Raw genomic sequence first — 16,811 nt, 5'->3', positions numbered from 1 at the left:
ACAATAATATAAACCATGAGAGGAATATTTTTATTTTTATTAATTATACCATTTGTTTCATGCAAAATAGACAGAAATTTAAAACATTCAAATTTTTCAAATATCAAATTACCATCAGAAAATGGATTTGATTTCAATGTATTAGAAACTAATGATTCCATTGTTGTTAACATAAAAAATAAGATAAATTTAGCTGTATTTTTTTATTCAGGAAATTCAAGTTTTGATAGTGTTTTAAAATTCAGAAACTATAAAAAACTACTTCCATTAGATTCTATTTTAATGAAATTTAACAAAACAGAATTTCAAAGTTTTGAAGCAACATCAATTAATATATTTGAAAAATCAATAGAAAAACCTATTCTAAATTTGCCATTCCTCAAAAATTCAAAGTATCAAATACTTCAGGGATATAATAGTCCTTTTTCTCATAATTTATTAAATAACAAATTTGCGATAGATATTCAAATGCCAGTTGGAACAAAAATATGTGCTGCAGCCGAAGGAGTAGTTGTTAAATATGTAAAAGATTATGCAACAGGAGGTTTTGATTTAAAATATAAAGGTTTTGATAACTTTATTTGGATTTATCATCCACAATGGAATGTTATTTCATCTTATGCTCATCTTAAACAAAATGGCGTTTTAGTTAAAGTAGGAGATTTTGTTAAAGCAAATCAACCAATTGCATTATCTGGAAATACAGGTTATTCTACCGAACCACATTTGCATTTTCATGTCCTAAAAATTAATGACGAAATGCAATATGAATCTATTCCTTTTGATTTTTTGGAGGGATATTATGGTTTTGATTTAAAAAAAGATGCTTTTGTTAAGAAGTGAAGCTTCTATTTTAAATATTTTTTTTCCTAATCCAACAATCTTCTACATGATCATTAACCATTCCTGTGGCTTGCATGTGAGCGTAAGCAACAGTTGGACCAATAAATTTAAAACCACGTTTTTTTAAATCGTTACTAATTTTTTGAGAAAGTGGCGTACTTGCTGGAATATCTTGTAAGGTTTTTGGTTTATTGTCAATGGGTTTTCCGTCAACGAAATTCCAGATGTATTTGGAAAAACTGCCAAATTCTTTTTGCACTTCTATAAAAGCTTTTGCATTAGAAATTGTAGCTTTAATTTTTAGTTTATTTCTAATTATTCCTGAATCTTTCATCAATTCTTGCACTTCATAATCGCCAAATAAAGCAATAGTTTTATAATCAAAATTTAAAAATGCTTTTCTAAAGTTTTCTCTCTTTTTTAATACCATATGCCAACTTACACCTGCCTGAAAGGTTTCCAAAATTAGAAATTCAAACAATTTAGCATCATCATAAACCGGTTTTCCCCATTCGTTGTCGTGATAATTTCTATATAAATCATCTTTTTCGCACCAAGCACATCTTATTTTTTCTGTCATATTTTGAATAAAAAACCTCAATTTGTTTTGTAAAATTGAGGTTTGTTAATTATTTAATCTTCGTAGTACATGTCATCGCCATAATAGCCGTAACCATTGTCTTTTATTTTACGATGTGTTACTCTTGGGTGATTTGTATTGATACATTCATCAATAGAAGCTTTTATAAATTCCTCTATTTCTTTTTCTTCAATAAAACTAATGGAACGTAATGATTTAAATGCTTGTGGATTGATTCTGCCGTTTTCTACAACAAAAGCAATGCCTCCAATTTTTTCAGCATTTTTGTTGTAAGAATCTTCATCAATATCAATGATTTTATAAAAATAAAATTGAATTTCTTTCTTATTGAAATCTACTGATTTTTTCTTTATAAAAGTGATAGAATCTTTCTCTTTTTCTAAATCATCAAAATAATACATGCCATGTAATGCTATTGAATCTTCGCTAAATTTAGCCAATTCTGATGTTTGTTTGGTATGATGTAACATTTGATAAGCCACATACTTAGTTTCATTTTTTTCTAACAGTTTTTCAACCATTTTAGAATCAACTTCGTTATTTTTTTCTAATTGAACTCTTGCTTTGTACAAAGTCAAATTATCTACATCTAATTTATCTACTTTAGTAAATAATTCCGCTACATCTTTTTCTTTCTTAAATGGGTATAAAATGTTTAAATAGCTAATCAAATCGCTAGTTGGAGCATATTTATTATTGTTTCCATAATATCCGTAAGAATCATTGTCTTTCATGTCTTGTTTTTGTTTCCAACTCGACAATCTTTTGTATTCTAATTTAGCATTAGTCAAAAGCATTTTTTTGAAAGATTTTAATTTTTTCGGATTACCCGAATTGCTTTCAATTAACTTATTTGTGTATTCGATGATTGGTGTATGATATTCGTTTACACTATAAAATTGGAAAATATCTGGAAAAAGCACTTCGCTATTTTCAATATCAAACTCAAAAGAATTGAATAAACTAGATATTTCATATTCGTTGTCAGAAAGCGGTAAATCATACTCTAATAATTTTAGAATAACTTTGTAAGCCTCTTTTGTTTTTTGGCTAGTTAAGGCGTTTAAAATAGCAAATTGGATTGATGTTGTAACATCTTCTTTCTTGTAAACGCTTTCCAAATATGGAATAATTGCTGGATCTTTAATTCTACCAATTTTTTCGTACAACGTAACTTGAGATTCCATTTCATCTTGTTTGAACTCAAACTCTTCCAAGAATTTTTTAGCCGCTGGTAAATCTTCTTTTTCAATGTTTAAAAAATAAATTGATTTTAATGCAGAATAACGAATTGAATCGTGTTCGCTTCTAGCATCTTCTTCAAAATACTTAAACTTATTCTCAAAAATTGAAGTGCTAAATACTGTATCATACGGTTTAAAAGAATTAAACGTTTTTTCGATAAAAGTATTATCGCCTTTATAGTCTTTATCAACTAATGTTTTTAGTAAATATGAAGTTCCATCTTTAAAAACAGCTTTGTATTTAACAGCTTGCGAAGAGTTTGGCTTTATAGCTATAGCATTATATTCGTGAATGGAATTATCTTCGTTGGTTGTAATTTTTTCATTAATGATTTCGATTTTGTTTTTTTCTTTTTCTTCAAAACCTAATTCTTCGTCCCAACGACTAACGTTATAGCTTTTTTTCTTTTTATTTTCAACAGCTTCTCCATTTTCATTTGTTGTTACAGATACTTCTTCAACTACTTCAACAACTTCCTCCATAGCATCGTAATTCATGTCATAACCAAAATCATCATATCTATTTGTTTCAAAATCAGATTTAATATGTTTTCTAAAATCACTCCAAATAGAATCCATATTTTTCTCACTTTCATATTTGTGATATTGGTAAAAGGATAATTCAACATCTTTTCCTGTAGGAGAAATGAATGAAAAGGCTTTTGATTTAGAAGTGAAATGATTTTTCTTTTTTTCGTACCCGTAATAGTCTCTTTCGAATCTAAAATCTAAATATTCATTGTGTTTTTTGGGTATTTCAATAGAAAACATGGCTGCACTATCTTTATAAATTCTTGTTTCTACTTCTGCAAAAGCAGGTGTTATTTTAAAAGAATTGAAATAGTCTTTAGTTTTTTCTTCAGAAGCACCTATGGTTCCTAGAATGTAGTAGCGACTTCCTTTCATTGAAGTTAATAAGCGAATTTCTTTTTCACCTACTTTTGATTGAGAAGTAAAACGTAAATTTTCTTTATCAAATGAAGTTTTGGTTGAATCAGCATCGATTTGGTTGTAAAATTCATAATGAATTCTTTTGATTTCAAATTCTGAATCTTCTAAATTTTCATTATCACCTAATGTGTTTTCTATCAAGAAATAATTTGATTTTTCAGTGTTATCGTAAGCATAAATTTCAATATCTGTATGTTGTTTTGAAATGTCTTTATTTCCAACATTTACATAATATTTTGGAACATCTACAGTAAATCCACCTACTTTTGGGATAAATGTTTCTTTTCCATCAGTGTATGGTTTTAATTTGATGTTATTAAACACATTATCTTCGTATTTTCTTACATATTCGCCTTCACCACCCATAATAACAGCAATTATTTCTAAAGGAGTTATGTAATATCTGTAACGCTGTGCATTGTTAGTTTTGGTCTTACTTTTGATGTCATAAACCAAATAATTATCTTCTTTGTAGAATTTTTTATCTAAAATGTCTCCGGGAATATTTTCATAAAATAAACTATCTAGTGTTTTATGATTAAAAATTTGATTGTCTTTTTTGATGAAATCTTTTAAAGGGCTTCTTTTAACGTTGATGTAACCACCATTAGCTAAATCTGGAGATTCAAAGTTTTCACCATTGTCTAAAACTATTTTATACATAGGAATTGAAATCATTCCATCATTGGTTGTTTTAGTTTCAAATTCAGGTTTAATGAAATATTCTTCAATTTCTTTCTTTTTATTTTTCCCAACTTCGGTATAATCGCCAAAAACAGGAGTCACAGTGTAGCCTCTACGTCTTAGTTCTTCAATCACACCTCTTTCTCCTGGTAAATGTGCTGCTCCAATAGCTGAAAATAAACTTCCCGTTTTCATTATCGAGTCCATACTGTTAACCATAACAATATTACGATCAAAAAGCATGGCTTTTAAGTATGATTTAGATGATGAAAGTATCGAAAGAGAATCTAACATGTCTAAATCTTTTTCACGATAATAATCCATCATCGCTTCATTGTAATTTTTATTTTTAAGAAGCTTTTTTAATTTTTGACGGTTTTCTTCAATATCTTTTCTGTCAATTTTAGCTTCTCCTTTCATGATGTTTATTGTTGAAGTTTTAACATCTTCTAAACCTAAGGTTTTTTTACCGTATTTACGACCCGTTCTGTAAATAAACATATCTAGATAAGTATCTTCTTGATAGTCTTTATTCATTTCGTTGGTTCTAGAAAGCAATCCTATCAAATTATAGTTGGTGCCTCTAAACATGGTATACAAATCGTCCTTTTTAAGTTCTTTGATATAGAAATTGGTGTAAAATGCACCGTAACCGTAGTTATAGCCACCACCACCAAAAACATCTGAAAGTTCTGACCAAGTTGTTGGATCACTTTCGTTGGCAATCATATCTGCTTCCATAAGATGTTTAAAAAAAGCATCAGATAAATGGTAAGATATTTTTTCACTTACATGCATGGATCCATAGATGTAAGATTTTTTTTGTAAACCATTACCGCTTACTTCCCATAATAAGCTTTGATACTTTTTTTCTTGAGCTTGAGTCATACTAATAAAAAGCAGTAACAAGCAGACGATTTTTTTTGTCATAAATAGTTTTGTGTAAACGTTAATGTATAAGTTTCAAATATAAAGAAATTTATTATAAATTCTGTAAAATAAAAAAACCTTAATTCAATAACGAATTAAGGTTTTTAAAATTATATAAATTTGAAATTTTAGAATAAATTATCCTAAAGCTACTCTCTTAAATCCTGTAACAGTTAAGTTAGCATCTACAGATTTTACATAAGCACTTACACTCATAGAACCATCTTTGATATAATCTTGATTTACTAATGTGTTGTCTTTGTAAAAACGTTGAATTTTTCCTTTAGAAATATTATCCAACATTGCTTCTGGTTTTCCTTCAGCTCTTAATTGTTCTTTAGCGATTTCAATTTCTTTTTCAATGATTGCAGCATCAACACCAGCTTCGTTTAAAGCAATTGGGTTCATTGCAGCAGCTTGCATTGCAACGTTTCTTGAAACTTCTTCTGCACCTTCAACATTAGCTGATAAAGATGTTAAAGTCGCAATTTTGTTTCCAGCATGAATATAAGAACCGATGAAAGCACCTTCTAATTTTTCAAAAGCACCAACTTCAATTTTTTCTCCAATTACACCAGTTTGTTCAATTAATTTATCTGCAACAGTAATTCCGTTGAAATCAGAAGCTAATAATTCTTCTTGAGAAGAAAATTGTAAAGCGTGATTAGCTAAATCTGTAGCTAATTTGATAAAGCTTTCATTTTTTCCTACGAAATCAGTTTCACAGTTTAATGAGATAACAACACCAGCTGTTTTGTCTGCATTTACAACAGCAATTGCAGCACCTTCAGTAGATTCTCTGTCAGAACGATTAGCCGCTACTTTTTGACCTTTTTTTCTAAGGTTTTCTATAGCTAAATCGAAATTTCCATCAGCTTCAACTAATGCTTTTTTACAATCCATCATACCAGCACCAGTGATGGTTCTTAATTTATTTACTTCTGCAGCAGTTATAGTTGCCATAATGTATTTTTTTAAATTTTTAAATTTCAAGTTCCAAATCCCAATTTATTTTAAAATATTTTGAGATTTGGAACTTTACTATTGGAATTTATTTTTTATTACTCTTCTGTTGAAGTTTCTTCATTGCTAACTTCTACTTCTGTTGAAGCAACTACTTCTTGTGTAGCTTCTTCTTTAGATGCTTTAGGCGCTTTTTTTACTTCTTTACCTTCAGAATCACCTTCGTTATCAGAACTTCTTTCAGAAAGACCTTCAGTGATAGCGCTAGTTACTAAAGATAAAATTTTATCGATTGATTTAGAAGCATCATCATTTGATGGAATAACAAAATCAACTTCACGTGGATCTGAATTTGTATCAACCATTGCAAAAACTGGAATGTTTAATTTTTGAGCTTCTTTTATTGCGATATGTTCAGCTTTTACGTCAACTACAAATAGTGCTGCAGGTAATCTAGACATGTCAGCAATAGAACCTAAGTTTTTTTCTAATTTTGCACGAAGACGATCAACTTGTAATCTTTCTTTTTTAGATAAAGTCATAAAAGTACCGTCTTTCTTCATTCTATCAATAGTAGCCATTTTTTTAACAGCTTTTCTGATAGTAACAAAGTTAGTTAACATACCACCTGGCCATCTTTCAGTGATGTAAGGCATGTTACATGCAGCAGCTTTTTCAGCAACAATATCTTTAGCTTGTTTTTTGGTAGCAACGAAAAGTACTTTTCTACCAGATGCAGCAATTTTTTTAAGAGCTTCATTAGCTTCTTCAATTTTTGCTACAGTTTTATATAGATTAATGATGTGAATACCATTACGTTCCATATAAATGTAAGGAGCCATGTTTGGATCCCACTTACGAGTCATGTGTCCAAAGTGAACACCTGCTTCTAATAATTCTTTAACGTCAATTTTGTTTGCCATTGTGTAATAGTTTACGTTCCGTGATTAGCAATGTTCCTTTTGGCTTTTGGCTTTAGGCTTCATTTAGATGCTAAACTAATTCCCTTTTTTAATTGAAGGAATATCGACAACTGTGTTTTAAATTCAATTTTAATTGTAAAAATTTGTCTGAAAAATGATCCAAACTCCTTCGAAATATTAACGTTTCGAGAATTGGAATTTTTTTCTTGCTTTTTTCTGACCGAATTTTTTACGTTCTACCATTCTTGGATCTCTTGTTAGTAATCCTTCTGGTTTTAAGATAGCTCTGTTTTCAGCTTCTACCTCACACATAGCTCTAGCAATTGCCATTCTTACAGCTTCTGCTTGACCTGTTGCACCACCACCATAAACATTTACTTTTACATCAAAGTTAGTTACATTTTCTGTCAATGACATTGGTTGTAATACTTTGTACTGTAAAGTAGCAGTAGGGAAGTAAGTTGCAAATTCTCTTTTGTTTACGGTAATTTTACCTGTTCCTTCTGTAACATAAACTCGTGCTACAGCACATTTTCTTCTACCGATTTTGTGAATAACTCCCATTACTTAAGATCGTTTAGGTTAACGTTTTTTGGTTGTTGTGCAGCATGAGTGTGCTCAGAACCAACATTTACATTTAAATTGCGGAATAATTGCGCACCTAATTTATTTTTAGGTAACATTCCTTTAATAGCTTTTTCAACTAATAATGCAGGGTTTTTTTGTTGCATTACTTTTGCAGTCAAGCTTCTTTGTCCTCCTGGGTAACCTGTGTGTCTGATGTAGGTTTTCTCATCTAACTTGTTACCAGTAAGGTTGATTTTTTCTGCGTTGATAACAATCACGTTATCTCCACAATCAACGTGCGGTGTATAACTTGGTTTGTATTTACCTCTTAATAGCATGGCTACTTTTGAAGCAAAACGACCTAAGTTATGACCTTCAGCGTCTACAACAATCCACTGTTTTTCTACAGTGTTTTTGTTAGCTGATACTGTCTTGTAGCTTAAATTGTTCACAATAATTTATTTTAATTAAACATTCCATTCCCATCCGACAAATCGGTTTAGGGAGTGCAAAAGTACAATTATTTATTATAAATGCAAGTACGTTGTATAATATTATTTTCATTGTGAATGAAGTAGTTATCTTTTTTTGTGTTTTTTATTCATTATTTATTAACATTTTTCCGTTTTTTGGTTCTGTTTTTACCTTTCAATTTTATTTTTACTATTTTTACATCACTAAAAATATCCAATGAAATCAAAAGCAACATTAAAACAAATTGCAACCGAATTAGGAGTTTCAGTTTCAACTGTTTCTAAAGCCTTGAGTGATAGTCCTGAAATAAGTGAAACAACAAAGATAAAAATTAAAGAATTTGCAGCACTTAAAAATTACAAACCCAATAGTATTGCAAAGAATTTAAAAAACCAAAGAACTAATACTATCGGGTTGATAATTCCCAACATATTAAATCCTTTTTTCGCTAAAGTTTTTAACGGAATTGAACAAGTTGCTGTAGCTCGTGGTTACAATATAATAACAGGTTCTTCCAACGAGTCTAGAGCTAAGGAAGAACAAGTAATGGATATGCTGAACAGTGGAACAATAGATGGTTTTATCATTTCTCCTTCAGAAGAAACTCAATCTACGAAGAATTATGCTCATCTGAAGAATATATTGAATAGCGGTACTCCTATAGTTATGTTTGATAGAGTTATGGAAGAAATTAAATGTGATAAAGTAGTGGTTGATGATTTAGATTCTGCCTATGATGCTACTAATTATTTGATTTCTATTAGATGTAAAAAAATTGCGTTATTGTCATCCATAGATAATTTAAGTGTTGGAAAGTTAAGATATAAGGGCTATCTCAAAGCAATGTCTGAAAGTAAAATAGCCGTTGATGAATCAATAATTTTGATTGAAAATGATTTGGAAGTTTTTGAAGAGAAATTAAAGAAATTATTTGTTGATAAAAAAATCGATGGCATTTTTGCAATTGATGAAGACACGGCTACAATAGCTATGAAAATGGCAATCAAAAGTGGTTACAAAATTCCTGAAGATGTTAATATCATTGGTTTTGCTGACGGAATTTGGTCAAGAAGATTAACGCCAAGTCTTTCTACGGTGAGTCAACATGCTCCAGAAATTGGTGCAAAAGCTGCTGAATTATTAATTGACAGATTAGAAAATAAAGAAGAAGTTGAAATTCCTGAATACAAAACAGTAGTGATAAAAACAGAATTACGTAAAAGAGAATCTACAATTAAGATTTAATTTTGTAAACGTTTGTCATCATTCCACGTTACGTAACCTAAAAGTGCATTGAAAAGATAAAAAACATATTTGGCTGTATTTGCTATATTCATTTGCAATAAGTTTTGAACTAATTTAGTAATGTTGTAAAACTGCCACATAAACCAGTTGTCAGGATACATTCTTGCTGTGTTGAAAGTGGCACCAAAGGTTATTCCAGCAGGAATTGCTATGGCAAAAAACAATCTCCAGTCAATTGGTTTTTCAGAAAGATATTTGAAAGCAATATAATTAAGAACCAATGAGAATACAAAACCAAGAACTAAATTGCGATAAAATATAAAGTCAATAGAACGCAAAACGGTGCTTTTTTTCCAAGCTTTGAAAACCAAATAATTTCCAATAAAAGTTACTGGATATGTTAAAATTGCACCAATATTTCCAAGTAAATAATCAATTGAACCACTCAAAAATGTATTGCAAGTCGCAAGAAAGTTTCCAATATTATTCTTTTTAGTAACTAATCGATTGCCAATCATTGATAAACTAGTGTTGATAATTGAAATGTAACCCAAAAAGAAAACATAGTTTTTATCTTGAAAAGTAAATTTGTATTCGGTGTTGTGGTATCCTAAAACAATCGAAGCCGTAATAACAATAATCAATCCAATGAAATCTAAATAAGTACTATTTGTTATAGTTTTGATTTTATGAAGAATGTTTTCAGGAATCCTTGAGACTATTTCCATTTATTCTTTTGTGAAATTTATTTTTTGACCTCCTTGCTTTAGAATAAAAGTGTTTTGTCCAAAAACAATTTCTACTCCAGCTTGCAAAAATACAAATTCAGTTTCACTTTTTGGTGTTAATGGAAAAGAAGGTTGCCCAGTGGCTTGTCCCATCAAAGTACCTTCTTTGAACATGATTTCTATTTTTAAAGGAATTTCTGTTGAGCTGTAAGTTCCTATATAATTTTTAATACTTTCTTCATTCAGTTTTACAAAAACAGGAAAAGGAAAAGGCATTTTATAATAAATACTCAAAATCCCTATCATGATTGAATTGGTATTGTAATTATCGCCACTAACAACTAAAGAAATACTCAAGTCTTCATTTGGATAATAACCAATGTTGGACCTAAAACCTTCAATTCCTCCAGTATGTCCAAAAAATTTACGATCTCCAAAAGGAAATTGCATTAAACCTTTGCCATAACCATCTTTTAGTTTTTTCATTTCTTCTAACGATGTTTTGTTGACCAATTTTCCATTAAATAAGGCATGAATAAATTGCGTTAAATCGTTTGGAGTTGCCATTAATTCACCAGCGGCATAAGCAGTATTTCTTGGCCATTCGTCAATAATTTGCCAATCCGTTCCATTATTAAGGAAAGAAAAACTTTCGTTTTGAAGGGTATTTATTTTTTCATTTGGATAATAAGTGTCTTTCAAGCCAATTTTTTCTACAATTCTTTTTCTAACATTTTCTTCAAAGGATTCATGGGTTAGTTTTTCAATAATACCTCCTAATAAATAGTAATTAGAATTACTGTATAAAAACTTAGAATTAGGCTCAAAAAGGGATTCATAATCTGCAATTTTTTTATAAAGCATTTCTTTGGTGTCAGGTGCTTTTAAGTCGGATTCCGTTATAGAATCTTGATTGATATAATCGATAATTCCGGTTCTGTGATGCAATAAATCTGAAATAGAAATTTTATCAGCATTAGCTACTTTAGGAAAAAACTTAGTCAACTTACTTTCCAAACGCAATTTTTTTTCTTCAATTAATTGCATAATTATAGTTGCTGTGAAAATTTTGGTAATCGAACCAATTTTGTATTTTGTATTGGTTGTGGCTTTTATGTTCTGATTTTCATCTATAAAACCGTAAGCTTTTGAAAAAACCACTTTTTCACCTTCTCTAATTGAAATGGAACCGATGAATTTATCGTTTTCATTCAAATAGGAAAGTAAACTATCCATTCGCATAAATTTTTCTTGTGAAAAAGACAGTGTGGTAAGGAATAAGAAAAGGTAGAATGATTTTTTCATGATTTTTATGTATTATAACAGTGTATAAATAAAAGTATATTATACGAATTATATTGTAAACTAATTACTAATGTGCTTCCAACCAGTTTTTTCCCATTCCAATTTCAACTTCTAACGGAACATTTAATTTAAATGCATTTTCCATTTCGTGTTTTATGATGGGCTGAATTTTTTCTAATTCGCTGTTATGTACATCAAAAACCAATTCATCATGTACTTGTAATAACATTTTGGATTTCCAATCTTCTGACACTAGTTTTTTATGAATATTAATCATAGCAATTTTAATAATATCGGCAGCACTTCCCTGTATTGGTGCATTTACGGCATTTCGTTCGGCACCACTTCTCACCATTCCGTTGGCTGAATTGATGTCTTTTAGATAACGTCTTCTTCCTAAAACTGTTTCTACATAGCCATTTTCTCTTGCAAAATCTACTTGATTAGACATGTAGGCTTTTAATTTTGGATAGGTTTGATAGTAAGCTTCAATTAATTCGGCACTTTCCTTTCTAGACAAATCGGTTTGATTACTCAATCCAAAAGCTGAAACACCATAGATGATTCCGAAATTTACTGTTTTGGCATTGCTTCTTTGTTCTTTGGTTACTTCCTCCAAAGGAACATTGAATACTTTTGCTGCAGTACTTTTATGAATGTCTTCATTGTTTTGAAAAGCTGCAATCATGTTTTCTTCTCCGGATAAAGCAGCAATAATTCGAAGTTCAATTTGAGAATAATCGGCTGCTAACAAGGTGTAATCTTCATCACGTGCTATAAATGCTTTTCTAATTTGTCTTCCTTTTTCGGTTCTAATTGGAATGTTTTGCAAATTAGGATTGGTAGAACTCAAACGACCTGTTGCTGCAACAGTTTGCATATAATCTGTGTGAACTCTTCCGGTTTTGGCATCTACTTGATTGGGCAAAGCATCAATATAAGTACTTTGTAATTTAACCATTTGTCGCCATTCTAAAATATCTTTTACTATTTGATGCTCGTTGGCTAAATAACTCAAAACTTCTTCACCAGTGGCATATTGTCCTGTTTTGGTTTTCTTTTGTTTGGCACCACCAATTTTAAGTTTATCAAACAAAATATCTCCCAATTGTTTTGGAGAAGCTAAATTGAACTTTTCACCAGCAGTTTCATAAATATTTTGTTCAAAAGCATCAATTTCTTTTTGCATTTCAACCGACATATTTTTTAGGTAAGGCACATCTAAATTTATTCCTTCTTTTTCCATAGCTGCTAAAACTGGCACTAACGGAATTTCGATTGTATCAAATAATTTTTTAGTTCCTACTTTTTCTAAAATGGGTTGAAAATGTTCTTTTAACTGATAAGTAATGTCTGCATCTTCAGCAGCATATTCTTTAATTTCCTCTAAAGGAACATCCTTCATGGAAAGTTGGTTTTTCCCTTTTTTTCCAATTAAATCTGTAATGGATTTTGGGGTGTATTTTAAATAGGTTTCGGATAAAACATCCATGTTGTGACGCATGTCTGGATTAATCAAATAATGAGCTAACATGGTGTCAAATAATTTTCCATTTACAGAAATTCCGTAGTTAGAAAGTATTTTTAAATCATATTTTAAGTTTTGACCTATTTTTTCAATGTTTTCATTTTCAAAAAACGGTTTTAATTGGTTCATTAATTCTTGTGCTTCATCGCGATTTTCAGAAAAAGGGATGTAAAAAGCTTTCCCTTTTTCATAAGCAAATGAAATCCCAACAATATCAGCATTTAAAGCATCTAAACCTGTTGTTTCGGTATCAAAACAAACGCTGGATTGATTCATTAAATTTTGAAGCAACAGTTTCACAGGCAAATTACCTTGAACAATTTGGTAAAAATGATTGGTGTTTTCTAGAGTTGCATAAAAGGAATTGCTTGCATTTTCTGTACTATCTTCATCCGAAAACCCAAATAAATCCATTTGATCTTCATTTGATTTTTTGGCAACCGCTTTTTTTGCAGGTTTTGGAGTTCCGTTTGTTTCTGTTTCTCCTTCAAAAGTTTCAGTTTCAGAGTTGAATAATTTGTCAAATTGTGTTTTCATTTGACGGAATTCTAATTCATTAAAAAGTTCATCCGTTTTTTGAACATCAGGTTGCGATAATTCAAAATCTTTGGCATCAAATGTCACTGGGCAATCGAGTAGTATTGTTGCTAACTTTTTAGAAAGTAATCCTAACTCTTTATTGGCTTCAATGTTTTCTTTCATTTTACCTTTAAGTTCGTGGGTGCTTTCTAATAGTTTTTCCATGGAACCGTATTCTGCCAAAAATTTCTTAGCCGTTTTTTCACCAACACCAGGTAATCCTGGAATATTATCGGCAGAATCACCCATCATTCCTAAAAAGTCAATTACTTGTAAAGGATGTTCCACTTCAAATTTGGCTTGCACTTCAGGAATTCCCCATATTTCAATATCGTTACCCATTCGTGCGGGTTTATACATGAAAATGTTTTCGGAAACCAGTTGAGCAAAATCTTTATCTGGAGTTACCATAAAAACCTGATAACCTTCTTTTTCTGCTTGTTTGGCTAATGTTCCAATTAAGTCATCGGCTTCAAATCCTGCTTTTTCCATAATTGGAATGTGCATGGCTTTTAGCAATTCTTGGATATAAGGTACGGCAATTTTTATAGCTTCTGGAGTGGCATCACGATTAGCTTTGTATTCGGGAAACATTTCATTTCTTAAGTCGCTTCCGCCTTTGTCAAAAGCCACTGCTAAATGATCGGGTTGTTCTCTTCTAATTACATCTAATAAGGAATTCATAAATCCCATTATAGCAGATGTGTCCATTCCTTTAGAGTTGATTCTTGGGTTTTTAATAAAGGCATAATAACCGCGAAATATTAATGCATAAGCATCTAGAAGAAATAATCTTTTTTGTGACATTGAAATGAATATTAAATTGGAATCTAAATCAAATTTAGATTAAAATGTAAAAATACAATTCTTTATTAAATTCACTTTGTTAAATTTGATTAAATATAATAGGCTAAATCATTTGGAGTTGTTTACTTTGTAAAAAAAAGTATCATGCTGCGTTGGTTAATTCCTTTATTTATAATTGTTTTAATAGAATTTTACTCCTTTCAGGCCTTCAAAACGGTAACAAAATCTAAATTATTTTTAGGAATCTATTTGATGGTTTCATTAATTGTTATTTTATATGTTTCCTATTTTACATTAACTCACAATAGAGGTGATGGGCAAAACAAACAATCTTTATACACCATTGGTTTGATTTTAATAACTCTTGTTCCAAAGTTACTTTTAACTTTTATACTTTTTGGTGAAGATGTTTTTAGAGTAATAAAAGGAATTATTGTTTATTTTATGGGTGATAATAATAAAGGGAAATTTTTACCAGAAAGAAGGAAATTTATCAGTCAAATGGCTTTAGGTATTGCTTCAATCCCATTTATTTCATTGCTTTACGGAATGACCGTTGGTAAGTATAATTTTAAAGTCATCAAACAAACTCTTTTCTTTCCTGATTTACCTGATTCTTTTGACGGTACAACCATAACACAAATTTCAGACATTCACAGTGGAAGTTTTGATAACCCAGAAAAGATTGAATATGCCATTGATTTGATCAATGAACAAAATAGTGATTTAGTTTTATTTACTGGAGATATTGTTAATACACATGCTCATGAAATGTTGCCATGGATTGAAACTTTCAAAAAAATTCACAATCCTTCGTTAGGGAAATTTTCAATTTTAGGAAATCATGATTATGGGGATTATTTTGATTGGAAAGAGGACGATATTTCAAGAAAAGCCAATTTTGAAGCAATTAAAAACTTACACCAACAAATTGATTTTAAACTATTACTAAACGAAAATGTAAGTATCAAAAAAGGTGCAGACGAATTAAAGTTAATTGGAGTTGAAAATATAGCTGCCAGAATACGAATGAACAAAGAACAATATGGTGATTTGTCCTTAGCAAGTAAAGGTGTAAATAAAGATGATTTTAAAATTTTAATGTCACATGATCCAAGTCATTGGGATAATGAAGTTCAACATCATGATAACCATTATCATTTAACACTTTCTGGTCACACGCATGGATTTCAATTTGGTATAGAAATTCCGGGTTGGATAAAATGGAGTCCAGTGCAATATGTTTATAAACAATGGGCTGGTTTGTATGAAAATGCAGGTAGATTTATTTATGTAAATCGTGGATTTGGTTTTCATGCATATCCTGGTAGAGTAGGAATCATGCCAGAAATCACTGTTATTGAGTTGAAAAAAGGCTGAAAAAGCAGCATATTTCAATAAAAATATTACATTTGTTGTGTATTTGATAAATATTGTATTGTTTTATAACTTAATTAAATCAATTTTATGTCAAAATTTGGAGAACTTATAGATGCACAAGTTCCAGTTTTGTTAGACTTTTTTACAGAATGGAACGAACCGTCAGTAGCTATGGATGAAGTTATTCGTCATGTAGCTGCAGCTTTAGGTGATAAAGCAAAAGTTATTAAAATTGATATTGATAAAAACAAAGAATTAGCAGAAGCTCTTCGAATCAAAGGCTTACCTACATTAATGATTTATAAATCAGGACAAATGGTTTGGAGACAAAGCGGAGAAATGGATGCCAATTCTTTGATTTCTTTAGTACAAGCTCAGGTTTAGTTTTATTGAATCACATCAAAAACAAATCCTCTCTCTTTTAGTAATTGTATTGTTTTAGGTAAAGTATATTCTAAATTGGGATAAGCTTTTATGCTGTCATGAAATACGATAATACTTCCTGATGTTGTGTTTTTTGTGGCATTTTCTAAACATTTTTCTTTTGAAACGGAAGTGTCATAGTCTTTTGTTAAAACATCCCACATTATTATTTTATACCCTTTTTTTCTCAGAATTATGGATTGACTAAGTTTAATTTTTCCATAGGGTGGACGAAAGATTAACGATTGTTGATTGTTGATTGTTGATTGTTGTATTGCGGTATTGCAAATTTCAATATTTTTAAGGTATAGATTTGATGAGGTTTTCCAACCTTTTAAATGATTGTATGTGTGATTGCCAATGGCATGTTTTTCACTGATGATTCTGTTGAAAATAGCTGGATGTTTTTCAATATTATTTCCTATGCAAAAAAAAGTAGCTTTTACATTTTCTTTTTTGAGTACATTTAAAACCCAATCAGTAATTTCAGGAGTTGGACCGTCGTCAAAGGTTAAAAAGATTTTATTGTCATTGTTTGGAATATCCCAAACTTGATTATAAAAAATACGCTTTATGATTTTAGGTGTTTTCATGTATTAAAAAAAGCCATAAAAATGAATTCATGGCTTTTGATTT

14 protein-coding genes are annotated in these 16,811 nt (G+C 30.1%); 4 read left to right on the top strand and 10 right to left on the bottom strand.

The window, feature by feature from the left end:
* Positions 1–15: 15 nt before the first annotated feature.
* Positions 16–843 carry a M23 family metallopeptidase gene (locus ACTF56_RS06385; RefSeq protein ID WP_438966077.1) on the top strand — a complete coding sequence of 276 codons (828 nt, stop codon included), beginning with the start codon at positions 16–18 and terminating at the stop codon, positions 841–843.
* Positions 844–853: 10 nt separating this feature from the next.
* Here ACTF56_RS06385 and ACTF56_RS06380 read toward each other — a convergent pair whose 3' ends face one another.
* From ACTF56_RS06380 to rplM, 6 genes are all read right to left on the bottom strand, one after another.
* Positions 854–1,423, bottom strand: a complete 570-nt coding sequence (locus ACTF56_RS06380) for a DNA-3-methyladenine glycosylase I (protein ID WP_438966076.1) — start codon at positions 1,421–1,423, stop codon at positions 854–856.
* Between the two features lie 53 nt (positions 1,424–1,476).
* On the bottom strand, positions 1,477–5,253 hold the full coding sequence (locus tag ACTF56_RS06375; RefSeq protein ID WP_438966075.1) for a TraB/GumN family protein: 3,777 nt from the start codon (positions 5,251–5,253) through the stop codon (positions 1,477–1,479).
* A gap of 138 nt (positions 5,254–5,391) precedes the next feature.
* Entirely contained in the window at positions 5,392–6,216 is an 825-nt protein-coding gene (gene tsf, locus ACTF56_RS06370) for a translation elongation factor Ts (protein ID WP_438966074.1), read from the bottom strand.
* A 98-nt stretch (positions 6,217–6,314) separates the two neighbouring features.
* Positions 6,315–7,139, bottom strand: coding sequence for a 30S ribosomal protein S2 (rpsB, locus tag ACTF56_RS06365; RefSeq protein ID WP_438966073.1), 825 nt, complete (start codon positions 7,137–7,139; stop codon positions 6,315–6,317).
* A 177-nt stretch (positions 7,140–7,316) separates the two neighbouring features.
* A complete protein-coding gene (gene rpsI / locus ACTF56_RS06360) occupies positions 7,317–7,703 on the bottom strand; it encodes a 30S ribosomal protein S9 (protein WP_438966072.1) in 387 nt (128 codons plus the stop codon).
* A complete protein-coding gene (gene rplM, locus ACTF56_RS06355) occupies positions 7,703–8,158 on the bottom strand; it encodes a 50S ribosomal protein L13 (protein WP_438966071.1) in 456 nt (151 codons plus the stop codon). Before rplM ends, rpsI begins: the two co-directional genes overlap by 1 nt.
* Before the next feature lie 238 nt (positions 8,159–8,396).
* Between rplM and ACTF56_RS06350 the strand changes: the two genes are divergently transcribed.
* A complete protein-coding gene (locus ACTF56_RS06350) occupies positions 8,397–9,425 on the top strand; it encodes a LacI family DNA-binding transcriptional regulator (protein WP_438966070.1) in 1,029 nt (342 codons plus the stop codon).
* Here the strand turns inward: ACTF56_RS06350 and ACTF56_RS06345 are convergent.
* The 3 genes from ACTF56_RS06345 to polA all read right to left on the bottom strand — a co-directional run bounded on the left by ACTF56_RS06345 (position 9,422) and on the right by polA (position 14,372).
* Positions 9,422–10,153, bottom strand: coding sequence for a nicotinamide mononucleotide transporter family protein (locus ACTF56_RS06345; RefSeq protein ID WP_438966069.1), 732 nt, complete (start codon positions 10,151–10,153; stop codon positions 9,422–9,424). The genes ACTF56_RS06350 and ACTF56_RS06345 overlap by 4 nt on opposite strands.
* On the bottom strand, positions 10,154–11,458 hold the full coding sequence (locus ACTF56_RS06340; RefSeq protein WP_438966068.1) for a serine hydrolase domain-containing protein: 1,305 nt from the start codon (positions 11,456–11,458) through the stop codon (positions 10,154–10,156).
* A gap of 67 nt (positions 11,459–11,525) precedes the next feature.
* A complete protein-coding gene (gene polA, locus ACTF56_RS06335) occupies positions 11,526–14,372 on the bottom strand; it encodes a DNA polymerase I (RefSeq protein ID WP_438966067.1) in 2,847 nt (948 codons plus the stop codon).
* Between the two features lie 141 nt (positions 14,373–14,513).
* Between polA and ACTF56_RS06330 the strand changes: the two genes are divergently transcribed.
* Positions 14,514–15,752, top strand: coding sequence for a metallophosphoesterase (locus ACTF56_RS06330; RefSeq protein WP_438966136.1), 1,239 nt, complete (start codon positions 14,514–14,516; stop codon positions 15,750–15,752).
* Between the two features lie 87 nt (positions 15,753–15,839).
* Positions 15,840–16,136: a thioredoxin family protein gene (locus ACTF56_RS06325; RefSeq protein ID WP_438966066.1), complete on the top strand. Its 297-nt coding sequence runs from the start codon at positions 15,840–15,842 to the stop codon at positions 16,134–16,136.
* Between the two features lie 2 nt (positions 16,137–16,138).
* Here the strand turns inward: ACTF56_RS06325 and ACTF56_RS06320 are convergent, their stop codons facing one another.
* On the bottom strand, positions 16,139–16,768 hold the full coding sequence (locus ACTF56_RS06320) for a polysaccharide deacetylase family protein (protein ID WP_438966065.1): 630 nt from the start codon (positions 16,766–16,768) through the stop codon (positions 16,139–16,141).
* Between the last annotated feature and the right edge of the window lie 43 nt (positions 16,769–16,811).

Origin of the sequence: Flavobacterium sp., assembly GCF_965657075.1 — a bacterium.
GTDB lineage: Bacteria > Bacteroidota > Bacteroidia > Flavobacteriales > Flavobacteriaceae > Flavobacterium.
This window is presented reverse-complemented; position numbering and strand designations above follow the sequence as displayed.